Genomic DNA, 22158 nt, shown 5'->3' with positions numbered 1-22158 from the left:
CGGACCCGGCCCCGGACCGGACCCGTGCCGCCCCGGCGGCCAGCTCACCGCTGGCCGCCGGGGCGGTCTCGTACGGGCACCGGAACGGTGTTACCGAACGCCCGCTCCCAGCGCGGCGCGCCGCTCCAGCGGCTCCCACCACTGCTGGTTCTCGCGGTACCAGGAGACCGTCTCGGCGAGCCCGGTGGCGAAGTCCCTGCGCGGCCGGTAGCCCAGTTCCTGGGCGATCTTGGAGCAGTCCACAGAGTAACGGCGGTCGTGGCCCTTGCGGTCGGTGACGTACTCGACCGACTCCCAGCCCGCCCCGCACGCCTCCAGGAGCCGGGAGGTCAGCTCCTTGTTGGTGAGTTCGGTGCCGCCGCCGATGTTGTAGACCTCACCGGAACGGCCCTTGGTGCGGACCAGCTCGATGCCCTGGACGTGGTCGTCGATGTGCAGCCAGTCGCGGACGTTGAGCCCGTCCCCGTACAGCGGGACCGTGCGGCCCCGCATCAGCCGGGTGATGAACAGCGGGATCAGCTTCTCGGGGAAGTGGTGGTGGCCGTAGTTGTTGGAACAGCGGGTCACCCGCACGTCGAGTCCGTGCGTGCGGTGGTGGGCGAGTGCGATCAGGTCCGCGGCAGCCTTCGAGGCCGCGTAGGGCGAGTTGGGCGACAGCGGGGCCGTCTCCGGCCAGGAGCCGTGCGGAATGGAGCCGTACACCTCGTCCGTGGAGATGTGCACGAAGACGCCCCGCCCGTCGGCGTGGTGGCGCAGCGCAGCGTCGAGCAGGACGTGGGTCCCGCTCACGTTCGTCCGGACGAACTCGGCGGCGCCCAGGATCGACCGGTCCACGTGCGATTCGGCGGCGAAGTGCACGATCTGGTCGTGGTCGGCGACCAGCCGGTCCACGGTCGCCGCGTCGCAGATGTCGCCCTGGACGAAAGAGAACCCGGGGTGTTCGCGCACCGGGTCGAGATTGACCGGGTTGCCCGCGTAGGTCAGTTTGTCGAGAACCGTGACCCGTACCCCGGCGGGCCCCTGCGGACCGAGCAGGGTGCGGACGTAGTGGGAGCCTATGAAACCGGCACCGCCGGTGACGAGGATCCTGGTGGCCTTCGTGTCCGTCATGAGGAGATCCGCACCTTGCTGTGGTCCCCGAGTACCAGGCGATGGGCCGCCGGCACACCGGTCGCGGGAGTCACTTCGACGCCCCGCCCGATCAGCGAACTCTCGATGCGGCGGACCCCCTGGATCGTGGCTCCGGCCAGGACGATGGAGAACTCTATTTCGCTGGACTCGATTCGGCAGTCGGACGCTATCGAGGTGGATGGACCGACGTAGGAGCCGACGATCAGCGTGTTGGCGCCCACCACGACCGGTCCCACGATCCGTGAGCCCTTGATCTCGGCGCCCGCTTCGATCATGACCTGGCCGATGATCTCGCTGGCCTCGTCGACGGAGCCGTCGACGTGTCCCTCGACGCCTTCCAAGACGGCGCGGTTGACCTCCAGCATGTCGATGACGTTTCCGGTGTCCTTCCAGTACCCGGAGATGGTCGTGGAGCGGACGTCGTGTCCGTGGTCGATGAGCCACTGCAGGGCGTCGGTTATCTCCAGCTCGCCTCGTGCGGACGGCTCGATCCCCTGCACGGCCTCGTGCACGGCCGGGGTCAACAGGAAGACGCCGACCAGGGCGAGATCGCTGCGCGGGGCGGCCGGCTTCTCCTCCAACCCCACCACCTTTCCTGAGACGTCGAGTTCGGCGACGCCGAAGGCAGAGGGGTCGGCCACCTTGGTGAGCAGGATCTGCGCGTCCGGGCGGGTGCCCCGGAACTCGTCCACGAGACCCGCGATGCCGCCGACGATGAAGTTGTCACCGAGATACACGACGAAGTCCTCGTCACCGAGGAACTCCCTTGCAATCAGTACGGCATGGGCCAGGCCAAGGGGTGCGGACTGCCGAATGTAGGTGATGTCGAGGCCGAAGGCGGAGCCGTCGCCCACCGCCCGCTGGATCTCGGGGGCTGTGTCACCGACGACGATGCCGACCTCGGTGATGCCCGCCTCCGCGATGGCCTCCAACCCGTAGAAGAGCACGGGTTTGTTGGCCACGGGGACAAGCTGCTTGGCGTAGGTATGGGTGATGGGCCGCAAGCGGGTTCCGGCCCCGCCGGATAATACGAGAGCCTTCATATCGGCGCATTCTAGGCTGCCGAACGCGAGTGCGGTCGTGCGGTACTCACTAGATCATTTCTTGTTAGATCATCTGACTGACGTGCGGGGCAGTACCCATACGAGCCGCCGGGCAGCGCGTGATTATGCTGGCCGGATGAGGGGGACCGAGAGCGAGTTGCGTGCGGTCGGCGGCCTGCAGGTGTCGTACGAGGAAAACCGGGCCGTCGTCGAGAAGTCGGAGTCCGCGTTCGAGCGGGTCATCTGGGTGCGGGGGAACCACGAGGTGTGGACCGTCGAGAAGGACGACACGGCCGCACCGCGCGGGGTCGCGCGGTACGAGGCACTGGTGGCGATGTGCCGGCGCCTCGGGGTGCTGACGCCGGAGGACCCATACCCGGTGTGGACGGGAGCGGGCGGCCCGGTGCGGATCGCGCCGCTGTTCCTGCTGTACGGCCACTCGTTCCTGGCGCCCGGCACCTCGACACCCGAGGAGTCACTGGCCCGGGCGCACGAGACCGGGATCGTCTGCACCGACGGCGCGGAAGCCGTGGTCTACGGCTATCTGCACATACCGCAGCGCGCCGCGTACGACAGGGCGCGGTTCGAGGAGGCGCCGCTCGGCTTTCCGCGCGAGTGGCGCCAGTCCGGGCCGCGGGACGACCTGGCACGGCAGATCGTGTCGGCCCGGCACGTACCGGCGGCGGTCACGGGGCGGGTGGGCGCGTGATCGAGAGCCTGCTGCCGCCGGGCGCGGTGTACGTCCACAGCTTCACCGACCGGCTCGACACCCCGCTGTTCCCCCAGGAGGAGGCGGTGATCGCCCGGGCGGTCGCCAAGCGGCGGGCCGAGTTCACCACGGTCCGGGCGTGCGCGCGGGACGCGCTGGCGAAGCTCGGACACCCGCCGGCGCCGCTGCTGCCCGGCCGGCGGGGCGCGCCCCGCTGGCCCGAGGGCGTGGTGGGCAGCATGACGCACTGTCCTGGGTACCGCGCCGCTGTGGTGGCCCGGGCCGACGAGGTGGCCGCGCTCGGCATCGACGCGGAGCCGGACGAGCCCCTCCCCGACGGTGTGCTGGAGGCCATCGCCCGCCCCGAGGACCTCACCGCGCTGGCCGCGCTGCCCGCCGGGGGCCCGGCCTGGGACCGATTGCTGTTCAGCGCCAAGGAGTCCGTGTACAAGGCGTGGTTCCCGGTGGGCAGGCGGCTCCTGGACTTCCAGGAGGCCACGGTCGCCATCCTTCCGGACGGCACGTTCACGGCCCGCGTGCTCGTGCCCGCGCCGACCCTGCGGGGCAGGCCGCTGACCGGCTTCTCAGGCCGCTGGACAGTCGGGAACGGACTGGTGCTGACGTCGATCGCCGTAGAGCCGTAGAGCCGTAGAGCCGTAGCGGAGCGTTCTCCGCCGCCGCATGGACGGCCTCCAGCGGGTCCCCCGGTGCGCGCTGCTTCTGCTCGGGTATTCGGCATGCGTGTGTCGCGTCGCCGAGATGCGATTCCGCGTGCTGCGGCCCCGTTGGCTCTGCGTCGAAACCGACAACGCCGATGATCGGTCCGCCGTCGGTACCGAGGGTGAGGCCCTCGACCACGGTCACGGGCTCAACCTCGACGGGACACAGCCCTGCGCACCGACCGCACCCCCCGGGCCACCCGCCGCACAGTCGGTGTCCGCGGCACGAAACCGAATCTCACCGGTGTGCCACCAGGGAGTCCCAGCCGGGCCAGGCGCTTCCCCCGGAAATAGCGTCGGGTGTCATCGTCCAGGTGATGGGCAAGGTACTGGTCGGCCAGTGGTCTCAGCCCCGGGTGTGCCTCCGGTTGCATCGCAAAGCCAACAGCCGAGATCAGGTCGGCCAGGTCCCCCCGTGCCTCCAGGGCCTGGTCCAGCGACCACGCGGCCACGGAATCAGCGTCGTCGAGGTCGGGCAGGAGCGCGTCAGCGAGCGTCACCGGAATCCGGTTGCTGTTCTGATAGGGGCTCAGTCGTTCCAGGAGGAGATCGGTCCCGGTCCGGGCCACGGGGAGGCCGAAGAGACGAGACGCGGTCAGCAGGGCGGTGGAGAATGCGCCGACCACCAGGGCCGGCCGCATGTGATGGAAGAGGACTTCAGCCAGAACCGGCTCGGTCAGCACACCGAACTCGACGCCGAGGTGCCGTGCTTCCTGCTCCAGCGCCCGGGACCTGTCGAGTGGAGCCGATGGATGGGGTTTGAACAGCACGTGGCGGTGGCCCAGTCGTACCGCGCCACGGAGCATCCGCAACTCCAGGGCCTGCTCCTCGTCGGCTGTCAGAATCCCGATGGACGACAGGTACTGACCCAGCAGCAGCGCGGGCCCGGTGGTCGGCCCGAGTCCCACGTCCCCTGCCTGGTCGGCAAGTTCGCGTAGAAGCGCGGTGAAGACGTCGGTGGCGACCACCTCGGCGGGCACCCCGTGCTCTGTCAGTAGAAGAGGGCGGAGACCCGGCACCAGATCCACGTGAATGAGGCGTTGGATCCGCGCCGCCACTCCGGGGTCGAGTCTGTTCCGCGTCGGGCCGTAGCTCATCAGGCCGTCGGCATATACATGGATGGGGCTGTCGGCAAAGATCCTCGCCACGGTCTGCGACGGGCGTCCCTGGATGGATTCGCAGGCGATCTCGAGATCGCCGGTGCCCAGGTCCCAGGTCGCGCGGAGTGCCCGTTGCCACAGAGCCGTGTCCTGGTCCCTCGGAGACCATTCGGCCGGGTGGTAGGGCCGGACGAACTCGTTCCAGGAACGGACATCGTCGAATTCCGCGGCCAGAACCGCGAATCCGGCCATCATGTCGGGCGCCGTACTGATTTCGGGCAGATCAGCCCGGTCCGTGACAACCAGAATGCGTCGGTGGTCGGCCCTGGTGCCGAACTGCCCTGCCCGGATCGCCGCGGTCACTGTGGCGGCCGCGTACTGCGAGCACGCGAAAAAAAGTTGGGTCGCGCCCATCAGCGTTCGGGGCTCCTGTCGTGTTCATGAAGCGTGATCATCCGAAACCCTAGTCAGGGTCGTCGCGCCACGTCCACGGACGCGGTGTACGGCGAGATCGAACGGTTCGCCCGAAGACGTCCGTGGCCGCACACTGTGGACCGCGCCGCCGACCACGTCACCAGCTGTGGGCAGGTCGGCGGCTGCACTGAAACACGACGCCGCACCCCTGCCATCCTGGCTCGGCGGAGGCCCCCATAACGGGGGATCGCTGGATACCGGCGCATCCACGAGGCCGGCCTCCAGGTGGAGATCCGGGACTGGACCCGGCACGACCTGAACGCACTGGCCCAGGCCCCCGCCGAGTTCTCCTCGATGACCGGCTACATCCGCGGCACTTCGACCGACCCGGACGGCACGGCCGAACTCCTGCGCACGGCCGAGGAGTCGATCAAGACCGCCGAGCATCTCGGCTGCCCCCGGCTCAACCTGCACGGCACCGGCATGGACGGCGATGGCCTGCCCGTGGTGCCGGTGACCGGCGAGGCCACCGGCGACATGTGGATCCGCCTTCGCCCTGGTTGCGGCGGTTGATCGGCCCGGCGCGCCGCCTCCGCCGAACGCCGCGCCGGGCTTCGGCGAAGGTCCAGGCGCGGACGCTCAGCCCGAAATCCGGTGGCAGAGGGACCCGCCCCCGTGACAGGCTCCAGCCACCGAAGGGGTGTAGCTCAGCCCGGCCAGAGCAGCGGATTCCAAACCCGCACGCCGCAGGTTCAAATCCTGCCGCCCCTGCGCTGCGGAGCGGCCAGATCCATGAGGACCTGGCCGCTCACTCATGGGCCGACGCCCTGCAGAGCTGTCGAGCACCGCGCAGTTCTGGGCTCGGCAGCAGACCGTCCTCCTGGGTGTACGCCGGCGCTTGCCCGCCCCCTGTGTCGCGAGGACCCGGCGCGTCCTCCGGGACTCCGCCGCCGCGGCCGAGGACATGGACCCGTGCATTCTCTACTGAGGCCCCGCCCGCCCGGTTTCCCGACGCCGAGCGCGGCGCGAGCGGTGACCGGCACCGGCCGGGCTCGCCCACCTCGGAACGACAGGGTGTCCGCCACCGCCGCGCCCAGGAGGTCGGCGGGCTCGGACGACACCTCGGTCCTGGGGAACCGCGGCCTCCGCCGGCTCGACGGCGGTGCGATCGGTGGTGTCCAGGCCGACCTCGCAGACCCCGATCGGCCGCCTTCCCGGTCCTGGAGCCGGAGGTACGAGCACGTCCACACGCGCTCGCGCTGCGGGTCGCTGTCGATCGGACTCTGGAAGAGGACGTCGATCATCGGCTCACCGGTCCGCACCACGCGATCCATGCCCCGATTCCCCGCACCGCGCCGGCCCGGCAGGCCCGTCGCGGCCTGTTCCCCTGCCTCGTCCTGCTCACCGCTCTCGGCCCCCTCGACCAGACCAAGGGTGCCCGGCCCGACCGGCGGGGGGCCGGAGCGGAGCCGGGCCCCTGATCAGGCGAACGGGATGGTGAGGACGGAGCCCTTGCCCACCTGAAGGGCGGACGGGCCGTTGCCGAGGGCGCTCCAGATCTCCACGCGGACGGTGCCGCCGTCGAGGTCGTCCAAGGTGCCCGAGGCGGAGTGCAGCCCCTGCCGGGCAGAGGAGTACTCCTCCCAGCCGGGGACCGGATCGGTGGCGAAGTAGCGGAACGTCTCGACACGGTCGAACGTGCCGTCGCCGGTCAGGTCGTACGACACCCGGGCCTGCTGGGCGTAGCCGACGGAGTCACCGGCGTCCACCTTGAACGTGAAGGCCGTGCCGCGGTCCGGCTTCACCGCGCCCTTGACGTTCTTCACCTCGTAGACGAGCGGGTTCTTCGGCGTGCCGTCGTTGTTGGTGCCGCCGGCGGACCGGATGGTGTCGGAGGAGCCCGTCGCGGCTTCCCGGGTGGCGAGCTCTCCACCCGACCGCAGGTAGAAGGTGTCGCCCGTGACGTACGGCGGAGGAGCGTCACCCGTGGTGGTGACGGTCACGGTGCCGCCGGCCGGACCGACCTGATCGGCGGTGTCGCGGGCCCGGACGCCGTAGGTGTACTCGGTGCCGGGGCGCAGTCCGGTGTCGGTGTACGTGGTCTCGGTGACCGTGGCGACCCTCGCACCGTCGCGCAGGACGTCGTAGTTCTTGACGCCCTTGTCGTCGGTCGCGGCGTCCCAGGTCAGCTTGACGGAGGTGTCGGTGACGTCGGTCGCGGCCGGGGTGCCGGGCGCGGTGGGTTTCTCGTCGCCCGGCGGGGGTTCCTCACCCCCGCCCGCCGCGCCGCAGAGTGTCCCGAGCCTCGTGTCGTCGCCGGCTCCGGACGCGGTCGACTTCGCCGGGACGTTCAGCACGCCGCCGTCGGAGAAGAGCACCGAACACTCCTCGGCTCCGTAGTTGTGCGCGGCGTACGTCTTGGTGGCGTTCCTGTCGAAGACGACGGCCGTCGGCATGTCGGCCGTGACGGTCATGTCCGGCGCACCGAGGGAGTTCATCGTGGCGACCCAGTGATAGGTGTGGGCCTTGGTCTCGCCTTCCTCGGGAACGTATCCGCCGTTCGACCGGTTCCAGGCCGCCATGGCCCCGGCCGGGTCGTACAGCGCCTGGACCTGCCAGAAGATGTCGCGCCACTCGACGGCCGGGCCGCCGTTCTCCCTCTCCATCTCGGCCACGCTGCGGCGGAGCATGTCCTTCTCCCTGGCCAGGTGCAGCGAACCGCCGGTGACGGGGAGGAAGTTGATGCCGTGGATCTCCTCGGGGTTGGCGGTCCACCAGGTGGCGTAGGCGCCGCCGCTGCTCCAGACCATGCCGACGACGTCGTGGCTGAAGTCCTCGGGGTAGACCTTCTGGTCGGCGTCGAACCAGTACTGCGCGATCGACTCCGACTCGGTCATCATCATGTAGACGCCCTGGTCGCGCAGCGCCTTGTCGCCCGTGGCCGAACCCCACATGATCAGGCCGGCGCTGAGGTTGATCGACTCCGAGGACGACTCCTGGTTGTTGCCGGCGGCGAACGCCTCGTGGCCGGCGGCCCAGCTGTGTCCGGCGTAGACGTCGAAGCCGCGCAGGAACGGGTACTCGGCATCGTCCCTGGCCGGGTTGGCGGCGTCCTTGATGAGCTCCTTCACCATGCCGCCCCACTCGGAGTCGGCGGCCCACCGCGGGTCGTACTGCGCCACGATCGCCGCGGCCATCACGTAGTACGAGTAGTGGAAGTGATGGTCGTTCAGTTCCTGGTCGCTGCCGTACGAGGCGGGGTAGCCGATGAGGGTGCGCCAGTCCTTGTCGTAGGAGAACTCGGACGGACCGCCGGCGGTGAACCACTCCTGCATCCGGCTCTTGAGGAGCTGAAGGAGCTTGTCGCGGTCGGCCGTCTCGCCGATCTGGTCGGCGATCGGCACGAGTTGGGCGAGTTTACCGAGGGCCTTTCCGGTCCAGTACGTGTCGATGGCGCCGCTGAACGGATCACCCTGCGTCAGTACGTCGTTGATGTAGGTCTTCAGCTTCGCCTTGTCGACGCCCGGGGCGCTCGGCAGCCCGGGCAGGACGCCGTGCACCTTCTGCGTGGTGGTGAACGAGGTGCCCTCGCGGACCTTCATCTCGCCGCGCGAGGAGACGTAGGTGTAGTCGGTCAGCGGGTCGGAGGTGTGCAGCCACTGGTGGCGGTAGAGCGCCTGGAGGGTGCCGGTCTCCTCGCCCTCCTTCGCCTCGGTGGTCAGTGTGTAGGTCGCCTCGACCTCGCCGTCGCCCTCCCGGTAGTCCCAGTCGACCTCGGAACCGGTCACGAAGCTGAAGGCGTACTTCTCGTAGTCGGCGAGCGCCTCCTTGGCGGGGAGGACGGCCAGGGAGAAATAGTCCTTGGAGCCGAGGTCGGCCCGGATCTCGTCGCCGGAGACGGTCCAGTCGCTGCCGCTCGGGGCGAACAGCGCGTAGTGGTGGCCGGAGATCGTGACGCCGAGGACGTTGCCCCGGTCGGCGAAGACGGTCGGCGGGGCCGCGGCGCTGATCCGCGCCGCGCCTCCGCTGCCCTCCGCGTACACGTACGGCGAGCCGTGGCCGATGGTCGTGCGCAGGGTGCGCGCGTCGTCCTTCCAGTACGGGGTGACGGTCCAGTCGCTCCACCCGTCCGCCTTGGTGTCGGGCGAGTTGAGGCCCGCGAGGCCGAGGGTCAGGTCGGCCTTGTGCGGGAACTCGTACTGGCGGCCGCCGCCGACGATCTGACGGGTGGTCGGGTAACCGACCTCCAGACCACCGGACACCGCCTTGTAGGTGAGGGGGTGGCCGTACATGTTCTCCGACCACGGGTTGGAGGCGAACCGCTGGAAGACCAGCGAGGACCACCAGTCGTTGGTCGGCACGGGCTTGTCCGCCATGGCGGACGTGACCTTGGGCTCGACCGGCCGGCCACCGTTGTCGGAGGGACCCCTCATCCCAGCCGGCCGAACGTCGCTGTAACTTCCCTTGCCCACCTCGACGGTGGCGGCGAAGGCGACACCGCCACCGACGGTGCCCGCCAGACCTGCGGCGGCCACGGCGGCCGCCGAAACAAGCGCCAGACGTCTACGGAATCTCATGCGCGACCCTTCTGAGAGCGCTCTCAAGACGCGGGTCAACGTAGGATCGCACCAACGGGCGGTCAATACGTCGTGCAGGATTCAATTCGATGCGGGCGCGGGGCCGGTGACGCCCGGACGGCCGACCCGCCGGTGCGCCGGGCGCCCGGCGGTGGGTCCGGCCCCCGGCTGCGGCACGTCCGGTACGAGGCAGGCTGCCGCCCGGAGGAAGGGCCGCCCTCGATATGCCTCAGCCTCGTGCGACGTACCGCACGAACCGCGTCCAGCCTCCACCGGTAACCGCGAAGGACGGACGCGTCACGTCCTTGGAGTCCCGCACGTGGATGGCCTGTTCAGTGACGGCGACCTCAACGCAGCTGTCTCCCTGTGCGCTGCTGTAGCTGGACTTGAACCAGTCGAGTTCGGACGTGCTCATAGCGCTCCTCGAATCCGCTCAAGCAGGCCCACGGAGTCCTTCGGGGAGAGGGCCTGTGAGCGCAGTCTCGCATAGCGCATGTGCAGTCGGCTGACCTGTTTCGAGTCAGCGATCAACCGGCCGTTCTCCTGCCCTTCAGAGTAGCCGCGCCAGCTCCCCTCAGGGGTTTCCAGCAGCTGGACAGGCCCTGCCATGCATGCGTGGTGCTCGGAGTTCGCCGGCATGATCTGCAAGGTGACATTTCTCGGGACAATCGCCCCAAGAACGTGATCGATCAGATCACGGGTCACGTCGACTCCGCCCAGGCGACGCATGAACACAGCTTCTTCAACAATGAAGTCGAAGGTGGTGTTCGGGCGCTCCTTCAGAAGCCGCTGGCGCTCCATACGAGCACGAACTGTGGCCTCAAGGGCCTCGTCCGACAGAGGCGGGATGTCCTCGTCACAGAGGGCGCGCATATACCCCTCCGACTGCAACAACCCCGGCACCAGTCTGCACTCGTACGTACACAGACTGACCGCGATCTTCTCCAGCCGAGCCCACCGCCGGAACCACTCCGCCAACCCCGCCTCACCCCGCGTCAGGAACCTGGCCGACCTCCTCAGCGCACCCGTGTTGCCGAGCGCCTCCTCCGCGCGCTCCACGAAGGACTCGTCCGGCATCCGCCTCCCCAACTCCACCGACTCAACGGTGTGTTTGGAGTACCGCACCAACTCGGCGAACTCGGCCCGGCTGAGCCCCGCGTGCTCGCGCAGGGCTTGCAGCACGGCCCCGAACGTCCGCAGACTGTCCGAACGGTCGGGTTCCCGCTCCACCCCGCAGGCCGTCAGGTCGGTGTCGTTCTCGTCCGCGCCGATGGTCATACGCGGCCACCTCCAGGTGCGTGCGTGCCGTGCCGAGTCCCCGCGATCGACAACACCCAGAGTGACGGACGGAACGCCGTACCGTCCACCGAATGCGCCCGTACGCTGACGCTGCGTACGGGGTGCGCCACTGGAACACACCCCTTCGCACCCGTCACCGTGGTCCCATGAACGCGATCACGCCCCAACTCACGCCCACCGCACACACGTTCGCGCAGCGGCTCTCCTCCACTCGCCGCGGGGCCCGCCTCGCCCGCCTCCTGGCCGTGGAACGGCTGACCGCCTGGGAGTTGTCACCCGGAGTCATCGAACGGGCGGAACACGTGGTCGCGGAGTTGGCGGTGAACGCGGCACTGCACGGCCGCGCCCAGGGCCGTGACTTCTTGCTGACTCTGACACTGGCACTGACACCGGCCGACACGGTCGGCATCCTGCGCATCGCGGTGAGCGACACGCGCGGCGAGTGTCGACCCGCGATCCCCCAGGACCGCGGCCCGGACGAAGAGTCGGGCCGCGGCCTGCTGTTGGTCGACACCCTGGCCGACCGCTGGGGCACGGACCCCCGCCCGCCCTCCGGCAAAACCGTCTGGGCGGAAATCAGTCCGGCCGGGCGAGGCGCCCGTTAGCACCTTCCGGCAGCGGCGCAGGACCGGGTACGTACGCCCGTGGTCAAGGCCTGTCCGAACCAGTGCGTACCCGGAATGCTTCTCTGTCGGCCACCTGAGTCGCACACCGGAAACCATCCGACTTCGCCGGGCGGTGGGATGCCACGTCGCGGTCCGGCATCATGGCCCCCATGACGAACGGGGTGGATGTGCGCACGGCGGCGGCCGAGTTCGACCGGACCTCCGTGGCGGAGGTCGAGTCGGCTGCCGAGGACGAGCGCAAGCAGGTGCTGTCCCGGTTTCCGTTGGAGGAGTGGGCGGAGCTGCCACTGGAGCGCTACGCCCTCGGGCAGGCCGCGCCGCCCGAGTCGGGCCCGACGTACTGCCGGCTCATGGAGTTCGGCACTCCCCACCTGGGCAGCATCAAGGGCGGCAGCGCCGCAAAGCACATCATGTACCACCACAACTCCGGCGAATGGCGGATGGCCGCTCCCCTGCGCGGCCTGGATCCGCAGGATGCCTGGGCGAAACTGCGCGGACAGTTCGTCCGGGCCTTCGACGCCGTCGGGGCGGGTGACTTCGAGGCGCTGGACGACCTCGAAGTGCTGCGATACGGGCCGACGTTGGTGACCAAGTCCCTGGCGACCTACTTCCCACAGCACTTCCTGCCGATCTACGCGGCCGAGCATCTGCGGACGTTCGTCACTCTGCTGGGCGGCGAGGCGCAGGCCGGTGTCCCCGCCTCGCGCACCAACCGTCAACTGCGAGAACTCGTCCGGACCCGTGAGGAGTTCGAGGGCTGGACCGGGCAGGAGGTGATGCGCTTCCTGTACAAGCACTTCAATCCCCGGCAGCGCGCCATCTGGAAGATCGCCCCCGGCGAGCGCGCCCGCCTGTGGGAGGAATGCCGGGACGGCTCGTTCATCTGCGTCGGGTGGGACGAGGTCGGCGATCTCGGCCAGTACCAGAGCGACACCGAGCTGAAGCATGCCCTGGACGCGCACTGGCCGCGCAGCAGTGGCGGCAGTCTGACCCTCGCCCGCCGACTGCTGGCCTTCCGGGACCTGGAGGCGGGAGACCGGGTCGTCGCCAACCGTGGAACGGACGAGGTCCTGGCCACCGGCAGCGTTGACGGGAGCTACCGCTACGAACCGGACCGGCCGGAGTTCCACCACGTCGTCCCGGTGGTCTGGGACCTCTCCCACGCGCGGAAACTGTCGAAGCCCCAGCACGGATGGCGGTCCACCTTCGCCAAGGTGGACCCCTCTCTCTTCGCCAGGTTCACCGCACACGACGCCGACTCAGGCTCCGACGCTGTCCCGGGTACGGGCCGGACACAGGCGGGCACGCCGGTCGCGCTGCCCGAGGACGTACAGGCCGTACTGGACGCGCTGGAGCGCAAAGGGCAGGTGATCCTGCACGGGCCGCCCGGTACGGGCAAGACGCGGCTCGCGCTCGGCGCCGCCCTCGCCCTGGACGGCCGCGCGGACGTGCTCGGCGCCGACGCCGCCCAACGTGCCGCGGCGCAGGCCGAGATGCTGCACGGCGACCGCGTCCGCCTGGTCACCTTCCATCCCTCCTACGGCTACGAGGACTTCGTCGAGGGCTTCAAGCCGGACCTGAGCGCCACCGGCCCGGGGCTCACCCTCGCCCTCACGGACGGCCTGTTCCACAGCCTGTGCAGCCGGGCCGCCGACCATCCCGACCAGACATTCCTGCTGGTCGTCGACGAGATCAACCGCGGTGACCTGCCTCGGATCTTCGGCGAGTTGATCACACTCCTCGAGCTCGACAAGCGGAACCTGCCGGTCGCCTTGCCGGTCAGCAAGCGGCGCTTCTCCGTACCGCCGAACGTCCGGGTCATCGGCACGATGAACACCGCCGACCGGAGCATCAGCCACCTGGACGCCGCGGTTCGCCGCCGCTTCGCGTTCCTGCCCGTGGGCCCTGATCCGGACGCGGTCTCCGGGACCGTCGGTCCCCTGGACCTGGCCGCGTTCTTCGAGTCCCTCAACACCCGCATCGCCCGCCATCTCGACGCCGACCACCAGATCGGGCACGCCTACCTGCTCCGCGACGGTGAGCCGATCGCCACCGAGGAGGATCTGGCCGCAGCCTTCCACCACGAGGTGATCCCGCTGCTGGAGGACTACTGCCTCGGCCGGGCGGAACTGCTGCACCGCATCCTCGGCGGCCTGGTGGACGCCGGGACCGGGCGTCCGCTCCTCATGCCCCCGCAGGACCTGGCGGACGCGCTGGCGACCGAGTTCACCAGCGGCGTTCCCGGCCCGGATGCCTGACCGCACCCCGGTTCAGCTCGGCGAGTACGAGTCCGCCCTGCTGGAACCCGGTCAGCTCACCCCCCGGGACGTCGACCGACTGCATGCCCTCCAGGCGCGGGGCTGTCTCACTCTGGCCAGGGAGCGCACCGGGTGGCGGCTCAAGGCCGACGCGACCGTCGGAGTCCTGGTCCTGGACCGTGTCCGCGTGGCGATCACACCCAAGTTCGCCATTCCGGGCGAGCAACTCATGACCTGGCTCGCCTACGCCCTCGGTACGCCCGTCCCCGCGACACCCAGACGGTGGGCCACCGGCCCCGACGGTTACGCCGATCTGGTCGCCGCCGCCCTGCTCGGAGAGTGCGAACGGCTGCTGCGGGAGGGACTGCGCCGGGACTACGTACGCCGCCGGAGTATCGAGCCGGTGCTCCGGGGACGCCTGGACGTCGCCACCCAGGCCACCCGCCGCTACGGGCAACTGGACCAGCTGCACGTCCGCACCTTCGACCGGGAAGCGGACATCCGGGACAACCGTGTTCTGGGGAGCGCGCTGAAGGCGGCCCTCAGCCTGACCGCCGATCCCGACCTCGCGCGCGCTCTGCACGGAGTCGCCTGCGCTTTTCCTCAGGCTCCCACCCCGGCCGCGGCACTCCGCGCCCTGGACCGCACCCATTACACCCGCCTCAACGCTCGCTACCGGCCCGCCCACACCTGGGCCCGCCTGCTGCTGCGCGGTGGCGGAGTGACCGACCTGCTCACCGACCAAGGCACCACGGCGGACGGACTCCTGCTCGCCATGCCCCCGCTCTGGGAAGCCGTCGTCCGCCGCCTCGGCACCGAAGCGGCCGGGCCGCACGGCGGCCACGCCGTGCCCGGCGGAAGCGGCGTAGGCATCACGGTCCGCGGAGACCTGGGCAATGCCTCGACCTTCAGGCCCGATCTCCTGCTCAGCCTTCCAGGGCTTCCCGGACACGACACGGCACATCGCACGCTGCTGCCCGTGGACGCCAAGTACAAGCGTTACGACCGCCACGGCGTGAGCGCGGCCGACGTCCATCAGCTCCTCACCTACGGCAGGGGCTACGCGCCCACCGGCGCCCCGACGGCCGTCATCGTCCATCCCCAGCCGGGCAGTCACGCCCAGCGGACCCTGCGAGTGCGCGGCCCCAAGGGCCCGATGGGCACCATCCACGTCCTCGGTGTCGACACCCGCACCACGCCCGAGCAGGCGACGGCATGGATCGGCTCGGTGCTGCGCTGACCGTCGCACGATGCCCGGGCGGGCGGCGGCAGCCGGGGACGGCCACGCGGCCACGGGATGGCCGGTTCGCCGTGCTCGCGTAGGCCGCCGGGCTCGGCCCGGGTGTGGGCGGAGGCACCCCGTCCCCGCAGAAGGTCTTCTCGCCGCGGACGCGAGCACACGCTCCTTGAGCTGGGGCCAGTACTCCGGCCCGAGGCGCCGGCCGCCCGGCGCGTACTCGCATCCGCAGCGAGCAGGGCAGCCGCTGAGGCGGGCATCCCCGTGCGCCCGCACCGGTCCGACCCGGTGAACCATGCGGTCACGGCATGCACCCGAACATGTGTACACACCTCAACTCCCGGCGAATTCACGGAAGTCTGTTGATGTCGCTAACACGCTTCCGTCATGCTCGGATTGACAACGGCTCACCGTCCCCTCGCGTCGCCTTGGGCACGCCCGCCGCAGCCATCCAGAGCACCCGAGGAAGCCGAGCCGTGAGCGCCACCATCAGCCTCCGTGACCTGTCCCTCGCCCGTCTCCCCCGATCGGGGCTCCCCACCGAGGAGCAGGCCCTGGTGCGCGATCCGCCGCCTGCCGCCCAGTCCACCCCCGCCGAGGTACGGGCCTGGCACCCGGGACGTGGGTGAACCGCTCCACGTCCTGGCAGCCGCCACTGCCTGAACCCCGCCCCCTTTCCCCGTACACGTGAGGAGCAGCTTGATGGACGCCCGCCGCTACCGCATGGTGGTCACCAGCCGGACCGACTACGTGCGGACCGGTGCACTCGTGGACGAGCAGCTGCGCCACTGGCTCGCCCAACCACCCAAGCGACTGCAGAGAGAACTGCTGAGGCTGGGCGCGGCCGAGAAGGCGTACGCGACGGTGGACCCCTCGGTGGACGCGCCCACCTCCTTCGCCGAGATCCTGGAGCGGATCGGCGACATGCGACGCGTCCACTTCACCGGCCGGCCCAAGCACACCCTGGAACTCGACGACCAGGCCTACGGCTCGTCCTGGGTCCGGATGGCCTGGGACGCCCTGCTGGCACTCCAGGACTTCGCGGAAGCCGTCGCGAGCGGCGACGCGCACAGCGACTTCAAGCAGTGGTGTGCGGACGCGCCCGAGGGAGCGCACGTCATCTCGCCCCGCAAGATCGTCAGGGACGAGTCGAAGTCCGTGAAGGCGAACGGCGAGTGGAGCCGGGCGCGCACGTTCCCCGTACCCCGCCACGTGCATCCGGACGGCAAGCTGTTCATGGGTGCCCACCTGCGGATCGGCGGCGGCAACACCATCGCGCCGCGCCTGCACTACTACGACGGGGCCTGCACCGATCACGGGATCTTCGTCGGCTACATGGGCCCGCATCTGACCAACACCATGACCTGAGGCGCCCGACGGCGACCGCCGCGTCCCGGCCGGCTGTCCGCCCCGGGACCAGAGCCCCGCCGATGTGACGCTCCCCGTCAGTTGTCCGGGACGAGTGCGCCGTTGCCGAGCCCGTCCCTGGCCAGGGTCGCTGCGTCCCGGCTCAGTTCCACCACTCTGCGCGCTCGCTTCTCGAACTCCTGAAGCGCGCGGAAGGCCTCCCCGTAGCGCCGTTGCCCGGCGATGTCCATCTGCGGGATGCGGGCGCCCTTGCCGTCCAGGCGGTAGGTGCCACTGGTGGTCGTCGAGCGCCTGGTGTTGGCCGTGCTGCGCAGAAAGCCCTGGAGGTAGTCGGTGTCGAGCTGGTCGCTGATCGAGACCGGTTCCGGATCGCCGTACTCGACGAGCCCCGCGCGCGCGAGGTCGGCGACGCTGACGGCAGGGCCGTCGAGAGAGCCGGGGCCGTCGCCCGCCACCAACGCCGGCAGCAGCTCCGCCAACAGCCTCACCTGCTCGGTCAGCTCCCGTCGCAAGGTCTGGTATTCAGCCGCGTAGTCGCGATGGGAGTCCTCGACATGGCGGCCGGGCGTGAGGTCCACGGCATCGTCGAGCAGATCGATCAGGGGAACGTCCACCGTCTGCTCGGGGCCAGGTTCCAGTGAGCCGTCCGGATCGGCCGCCGTCAGATCGACCATGCGGACGGTGGTGACGGCGTCCCCCGGGGTCCGCGGGCGACGCAGCTGCCAGAGGTGGACCGGAAGCGCGTGCGAGGCCGCCATGCCGGGCGGAAGTGCGGTGACCTGGGTGAGGACGCCCCGCCGTACGAGTTCGGCGCGGATACGGCGGCCCGCCTTGCGGTAGGCGACCGAGGCGGGCAGGACCATGACGACTCGACCACCGGGCGCGGTGTGCGCATAGGCGTGCTGCAGCCAGGCGAGTTCGCCCTCGGCACGGGACGGGGTACCGAACTCCCAGCGCGAGTCGAGCAACAGATCCTCACGCCCCCAGTCGGGTTCGCCGACCGGGGGATCACAGACGACCAGGTCGGCCTTGAGCTCCGTCCACCGGTCGTCACGCAACGAGTCCCCCGTGAGGACGTCGACACCGATGTGCCCGGTGAGGTCGGCCCTCAGTTGCGCGAACTCGGCCCTGCGGGCGTCGGACTCCTGCCCGCAGCGTCGGCGAGCCCGCTCCGGACCTACGGAGAGGAGGAGGGAGCCGATGCCGCAGGCCGGGTCGAAGACGGTCGCGTCAGGTGCCACCTCCCCGGCGAAGTGGCGTACGGCCCGGACGACCCGCCATGAGGTGACCTGGTCCGATCCGGCCCGGCGTACGGACTCGGTGAAACGCTCCGCGAGGACGCTCACCGCCTCCGCCGCGCCGCCGCCGTCGGCCAGATCTCGCACGAGCCGCACGACGTCAGGGGGAAGCTCCCCGGGTTCCTCTCCCTCGGTGAGGAGACGGGCCACATCCACGAGCCCGCCGAGCATGTCGTCGCCGTAGACTCCGCGCAGCGCCTGCCACAGCTGCACCTCCACGGAGACTTCCTGCCCCTTGCGCTGTCGGTCCAGCCAGGCCTGGACCTCGGCCAGGTCGAACAGCGGACTGTTGCCACCCCCGCCGGCCGGCGAGGGGAAGTCGTCGTAACGCCGCCGCCAGTTCGAGACGGCGGCACGGGTGACGCCCGCCAGCCTGGCGATCTCGGAGCCGGTGACCAACACGTTGGCCATGGGGGCGGGAGTGTCCGTCATACGGGCAACCGTACACAGGGCCCGATCTCTCCATCAATGCATGATTCGTTGACGACGTCAACGAATGCATGGGGATCGCATAGCGCGTGTACCGGATCCCAAGGGTCTTCCTCCCGGGCGTCCGCGGCGTCCTGCTCGCACGGCCGGTGGCACAGCCCAGAGCAGCCGCGGGAACGCGTGGCCGCTCACGGCGAAGCCCCACCGGAGCGCTCCGGTGGGGCTTCGCCGTCTCACGGCTTCACGCCGGGTCGCGGGACCGATCGGCTCAGCCGCCGCTCTTGCGCCGGAACGACCGCTGGCCGGCGGCCGGGCCGTGCGCCGCGCGCACCTTCGACGCATCGGGATGGGCAGCGACGTCGGCGGCGTCCGCCTGCGCGCCGCGCTTGCGCGCCAGGGCCTCGCGGAACTTGCGCTTGAGGTCGTAGTTGCCGTCGCCGTCCGGTGCCAGAGGGGACGTCTCGGCGGCTGCCGGCTCCGAACCTTCCGTCGATGCGGGCTCTGCGGTCATGGTGACCTCCTGGGTTCGGGGATGGGCAGGCACAGCTTGTCATGCCGGGTGCGGTGCGGAAGCCGCCACCGTCATCCTGCTCGTTTCCGGTCTCTCAGCCGTTGCGACGCACGAGGGCTGCCTTGCGGGCCTCGGCCAGCTTGCGGGCCTCGCCGGCCTTCCGGGACCGGCCGCCCCCGCGCGAGGTGTCCTTGCCGGTGCCGAGGCCGCGGAAGGGGGCGTTGGTGTTCTTGGGCCGGGGGACGGCGGGCCCGCCGTCGAGGGGGGTGCCGGAGGGCGGCTTGGCGCCGGTGATCCGGCTCAACTCCGCCTCACCCGAGCGCACTTTGGTGACTGTTGCCTCGATGCCGGCCCCGGCCATCATTCGGCTCACCTCGCGGCGCCGGGCCGCCGGTACGAGGGTGACCACGCTGCCGGACTCACCGGCGCGGGCGGTGCGGCCCGCACGGTGCACATAGTCCTTGGGGTCGGTGGGCGGGTCGACGTTGACCACGAGATCGAGGTCGTCGACATGCAGGCCGCGGGCCGCGACATCGGTCGCCACCAGCACGGTGAGCCGGCCGCTCCTGAACTCCGCCAGGGTCCGTGTGCGCTGCGGCTGGGACTTGCCGCTGTGCAAGGCCCCGGCGTGCACCCCGCTGGCCCGCAGATGCCGGGTGAGCTGGTCGACGGCGTGCTTGGTGTCGAGGAACAGCAGTACGCGGCCGTCGCGGGCGGCGATCTCCGTGGTGACGGCGTAGCGGTCGGGACCGTGGACGACCAGTAGGTGGTGCTCCATCGTCGACGCCGTGCCGCCGGACGGGTCGACCGAGTGGACGACGGGGTCGTCGAGGTAGCGGCGGACCAGCTGGTCGACGTCGCGATCCAGGGTGGCCGAGAACAGCATCCGCTGGCCGTCGGGGCGCACCTGGTCGAGGACGTCGACGACCTGCGGCAGGAATCCCAGGTCGCACATCTGGTCGGCCTCGTCCAGGACGGTGATCCTCACCCGTCCCAGGCGGCAGGCGTTGCGCTCGATCAGGTCGTGCAGACGTCCCGGGGTGGCGACGACCACCTCGGCTCCCCGGCGCAGCTCGGTGATCTGCCGGCCGATCGAGATGCCGCCGACGACCGTGGCCATCCGCAGCCGCAGCGCCTCGGCGTAGGGCGCAAGCGCCTGGGTGACCTGCTGGGCCAACTCCCGGGTGGGCACGAGGATCAGGGCGAGGGGCTGCTTGGGTTGGGCGCGCCGCCCGGCCGTACGCGTCAGCAGAGGCAGGCCGAAGGCGAGCGTCTTGCCCGATCCGGTGCGCCCGCGCCCCAGGACGTCACGGCCGTTGAGGGCATCGGGCAGGGTGGCGGCCTGGATCGGAAAGGGTTCGCGCACCCCGAGACCGCTCAGCGTCCGCACCACCTCCGCCGGTAGCCCCAGCGCGGCGAAGGAGACGGCCGGGGGCGGCGCCGGGGTGGTGCCCTCGGGCCGGGCGGAACCGTCGTGCGCCGTGCCGGAGTCGTCGGGATGCTTCATGGACAGCCTTCCGCAGAGGAACGTACCGAGGAAGGCCCGGCAGTATCGAAACAACTCGCGCACCGGCGGAACCGGACACGTTACGACCGCCCACCGCGACGACCACGCAAAAGGATCACGTTAACACACGGCGCGGCACTCCTCCACGGCGTCGTTCCCGTGCTGTCGAAGCCGTGCCCGAATCCTCTCCCGCTCGCACGCACGGGTGCCTGACCCGGGGAGAACCCCGGGTCAGGCACCCGTGCGTCGACGTCCTCGTGGAGAGGGCGGGTCAGCGCTGCAGGGTGAGGACACCCGGCCGGTAGGGCAGTTGGTTGTAGGGGCCGCCCGCGTTGGGGGCCTTGCCCTGGTAGAGGAACTGCAGGTTGCAGGGGTCGACGGTCATGGTCTGGTCGGGGTTGTTGCGGACCAGGTCACCGTGGCTGATGTCGTTGGTCCAGGTGGCACCGCTGTTGGCCTTGCCCGCGAAGGGCCTGCTCTCGCTGGCGGCCTGCGGGGTCCACGAGCCGTTCAGGCTGTTGGCCGTGAACGAGCGGAAGTAGCGGCCGTTCGCGCCCATCGCCTCGACGATCATGAGGTACTGGTTCTGGTCCTGGAGCTTGTAGACCTGGGGCGCCTCGAACAGGTTGGCCTTCGTGTCACTCATGATCGTCGTGTACGACGATCCGAAGTTGCCCGGGAAGTTCCCGATCGGCATGCTCGCCCGGTAGATCTTGCCGTTGTCACCGGCGAAGAACAGGTACATGTTCTGGCCGTCGGCGATCAGGGTCTGGTCGATCGGGCCGGTGTCGGAGCCGGAGATGCTGCCGGTGAACAGCGGCTGCGGCGCGGACCAGCCGTTGGGGTTGGTCGGGTCGCTCGACGTGCGGTAGATGAAGGGCCACGCGCCCCACTGGTAGGCCAGTACCCAGACCCTCTTGGGGGCGAAGTAGAACAGCGTGGGTGCCACCGTCGACTGGCTCATGCCGCGCTGGGGGGTCGACCCCATGTCCGACCAGTTCGCGAAGGGGCTGAACATCATCGAGCCCCATCCCGATCCCGAGTAGTTCGACCCGTAGACCAGGTGCCTGCCGTTGTACGTCACGTTGGTGAAGTCCTTCAGCGAGGCCCACCCGTTCGCCGGCTGCGCCAGCGGACCCGTCGACGTCCACCGGTACGTCGACGGGAGGGAGCACGCACTGGTGGCCGCCTGGGCCGGGTTGGCGACGAGCGACCCCGCCATCGAGACCAGGGCCGCGGTCGTGGCGGCGAGCACCACGGACAGACGCTTGCGACTGAAGATTCCTCTGCGCATGACGACCTCTTGATTCGTGAGTGAGCGGTTCCGGCCGGCCTCGTCCGAGGCTGTCCGGACTGTCGATGTGGTGCGGTTCCTTGCGGTCCGGGGCACCGGGTCGCCCGACTCCTCGCGGCTACCGGCGCCGCGGGGCCTCGGACGTGCCGGTGGGGACCGGGGTCTTCGTCGCGCCGCGCGACACACGGTCGGCCCGTCGACCGTCACCACCCGCGCGGCTCCCCCTTCGAACCCCTCACCGACAGGCGCCCGGGAGTCCCCCGGCGGGACGGGGCGGGCCCGGCGGTGGTCTCGCGTCGCGCGGCGATCAGGCTGACGCGGGCATGACATACACACATGCGACGTACTCCTTGCGGCTCGGACGTTTCGACGGGTGCGACCCGAGGCGCTCCACTCGCGGAGTGGGGCAGCCCTGATGTGTGCGTGATATCGAACAAGGGGCGAAGTATCGATCAATTCGGATCATAGGGAGCTGGCGAGCGGCGTCAATACCTCTCGCAAGATTCGCCACCACCATCGAAACATTTCGATGCGGCGGCGGAGCCTCCCCGCCTCGCGTGCTCGGACATGAGCCGCGTCGGCGAACGTCCCGACCGTCGCGCGCAGCGGACCGGACTCCCCCGGTCAGGTCGCCTCGT

The 22158-nt window shown here is 70.1% G+C and carries 17 protein-coding genes, 1 tRNA gene and 1 pseudogene; 9 read left to right on the top strand and 10 right to left on the bottom strand.

Annotated features, from left to right (window positions below):
• Positions 1–90: 90 nt before the first annotated feature.
• Positions 91–1110 carry a dTDP-glucose 4,6-dehydratase gene (gene rfbB / locus AC067N_RS23875; RefSeq protein ID WP_478680911.1) on the bottom strand — a complete coding sequence of 340 codons (1020 nt, stop codon included), beginning with the start codon at positions 1108–1110 and terminating at the stop codon, positions 91–93.
• Positions 1107–2174, bottom strand: coding sequence for a glucose-1-phosphate thymidylyltransferase (locus AC067N_RS23870; RefSeq protein WP_478680910.1), 1068 nt, complete (start codon positions 2172–2174; stop codon positions 1107–1109). The genes rfbB and AC067N_RS23870 overlap by 4 nt, the downstream gene beginning before the upstream one ends.
• A gap of 136 nt (positions 2175–2310) precedes the next feature.
• Here AC067N_RS23870 and AC067N_RS23865 point away from each other — a divergent pair, with 136 nt between their 5' ends.
• Positions 2311–2883, top strand: a complete 573-nt coding sequence (locus AC067N_RS23865) for a hypothetical protein (RefSeq protein WP_478680909.1) — start codon at positions 2311–2313, stop codon at positions 2881–2883.
• Positions 2880–3527 carry a 4'-phosphopantetheinyl transferase family protein gene (locus AC067N_RS23860; protein ID WP_478680908.1) on the top strand — a complete coding sequence of 216 codons (648 nt, stop codon included), beginning with the start codon at positions 2880–2882 and terminating at the stop codon, positions 3525–3527. Before AC067N_RS23865 ends, AC067N_RS23860 begins: the two co-directional genes overlap by 4 nt.
• Before the next feature lie 224 nt (positions 3528–3751).
• Here AC067N_RS23860 and AC067N_RS23855 read toward each other — a convergent pair whose 3' ends face one another.
• Positions 3752–5116 (bottom strand): polysialyltransferase family glycosyltransferase, encoded by a 1365-nt coding sequence (locus AC067N_RS23855; RefSeq protein WP_478680907.1) that lies wholly within the window; start codon positions 5114–5116, stop codon positions 3752–3754.
• 285 nt (positions 5117–5401) lie between these two features.
• On the opposite strand from AC067N_RS23855, the gene AC067N_RS23850 reads away from it, so the two are divergent.
• Positions 5402–5689: a hypothetical protein gene (locus AC067N_RS23850; protein WP_478680906.1), complete on the top strand. Its 288-nt coding sequence runs from the start codon at positions 5402–5404 to the stop codon at positions 5687–5689.
• A 123-nt stretch (positions 5690–5812) separates the two neighbouring features.
• A tRNA-Trp gene (locus AC067N_RS23845) sits at positions 5813–5887 on the top strand.
• A gap of 710 nt (positions 5888–6597) precedes the next feature.
• Here the strand turns inward: AC067N_RS23845 and AC067N_RS23840 are convergent.
• The 3 genes from AC067N_RS23840 to AC067N_RS23830 form a co-directional block, all read right to left on the bottom strand.
• The gene (locus AC067N_RS23840; RefSeq protein ID WP_478680905.1) at positions 6598–9693 is read right to left on the bottom strand and encodes a glycosyl hydrolase; all 3096 of its coding nucleotides are present in this window, start codon (positions 9691–9693) and stop codon (positions 6598–6600) included.
• A gap of 229 nt (positions 9694–9922) precedes the next feature.
• Complete coding sequence (locus tag AC067N_RS23835) at positions 9923–10108, bottom strand: DUF397 domain-containing protein (RefSeq protein WP_478680904.1); 186 nt, start codon at positions 10106–10108, stop codon at positions 9923–9925.
• The gene (locus AC067N_RS23830) at positions 10105–10971 is read right to left on the bottom strand and encodes a helix-turn-helix domain-containing protein (RefSeq protein ID WP_478680903.1); all 867 of its coding nucleotides are present in this window, start codon (positions 10969–10971) and stop codon (positions 10105–10107) included. Before AC067N_RS23830 ends, AC067N_RS23835 begins: the two co-directional genes overlap by 4 nt.
• A gap of 167 nt (positions 10972–11138) precedes the next feature.
• On the opposite strand from AC067N_RS23830, the gene AC067N_RS23825 reads away from it, so the two are divergent.
• The 5 genes from AC067N_RS23825 (at position 11139) to AC067N_RS23805 (ending at position 16481) form a co-directional block, all read left to right on the top strand.
• A complete protein-coding gene (locus AC067N_RS23825) occupies positions 11139–11597 on the top strand; it encodes an ATP-binding protein (protein WP_478680902.1) in 459 nt (152 codons plus the stop codon).
• Between the two features lie 170 nt (positions 11598–11767).
• Positions 11768–13876, top strand: coding sequence for an AAA family ATPase (locus AC067N_RS23820; RefSeq protein ID WP_478680901.1), 2109 nt, complete (start codon positions 11768–11770; stop codon positions 13874–13876).
• Entirely contained in the window at positions 13869–15116 is a 1248-nt protein-coding gene (locus AC067N_RS23815) for an McrC family protein (protein WP_478680900.1), read from the top strand. The genes AC067N_RS23820 and AC067N_RS23815 overlap by 8 nt, the downstream gene beginning before the upstream one ends.
• A 473-nt stretch (positions 15117–15589) precedes the next feature.
• Positions 15590–15742 (top strand): hypothetical protein, encoded by a 153-nt coding sequence (locus tag AC067N_RS23810; protein ID WP_478680899.1) that lies wholly within the window; start codon positions 15590–15592, stop codon positions 15740–15742.
• 73 nt (positions 15743–15815) lie between these two features.
• The gene (locus AC067N_RS23805) at positions 15816–16481 is read left to right on the top strand and encodes a hypothetical protein (RefSeq protein WP_478680898.1); all 666 of its coding nucleotides are present in this window, start codon (positions 15816–15818) and stop codon (positions 16479–16481) included.
• Positions 16482–16558: 77 nt separating this feature from the next.
• Here the strand turns inward: AC067N_RS23805 and AC067N_RS23800 are convergent, their stop codons facing one another.
• From AC067N_RS23800 to AC067N_RS23785, 4 genes and pseudogenes are all read right to left on the bottom strand, one after another.
• Complete coding sequence (locus AC067N_RS23800; protein ID WP_478680897.1) at positions 16559–18211, bottom strand: N-6 DNA methylase; 1653 nt, start codon at positions 18209–18211, stop codon at positions 16559–16561.
• Positions 18212–18476: 265 nt separating this feature from the next.
• Positions 18477–18719: a DUF5302 domain-containing protein gene (locus tag AC067N_RS23795; RefSeq protein WP_478680896.1), complete on the bottom strand. Its 243-nt coding sequence runs from the start codon at positions 18717–18719 to the stop codon at positions 18477–18479.
• A 94-nt stretch (positions 18720–18813) separates the two neighbouring features.
• Positions 18814–20226, bottom strand: coding sequence for a DEAD/DEAH box helicase (locus AC067N_RS23790; RefSeq protein ID WP_478680895.1), 1413 nt, complete (start codon positions 20224–20226; stop codon positions 18814–18816).
• 271 nt (positions 20227–20497) lie between these two features.
• Positions 20498–21400 (bottom strand): annotated as a pseudogene (locus AC067N_RS23785) (non-reducing end alpha-L-arabinofuranosidase family hydrolase); the annotation flags it as partial.
• Positions 21401–22158: the final 758 nt, after the last annotated feature.

This window comes from Streptomyces sp. NPDC042364 (genome assembly GCF_056437585.1).
The sequence above is the reverse complement of the archived record's forward strand: the minus strand, read 5'-3'. Positions and strand labels throughout refer to the sequence as shown.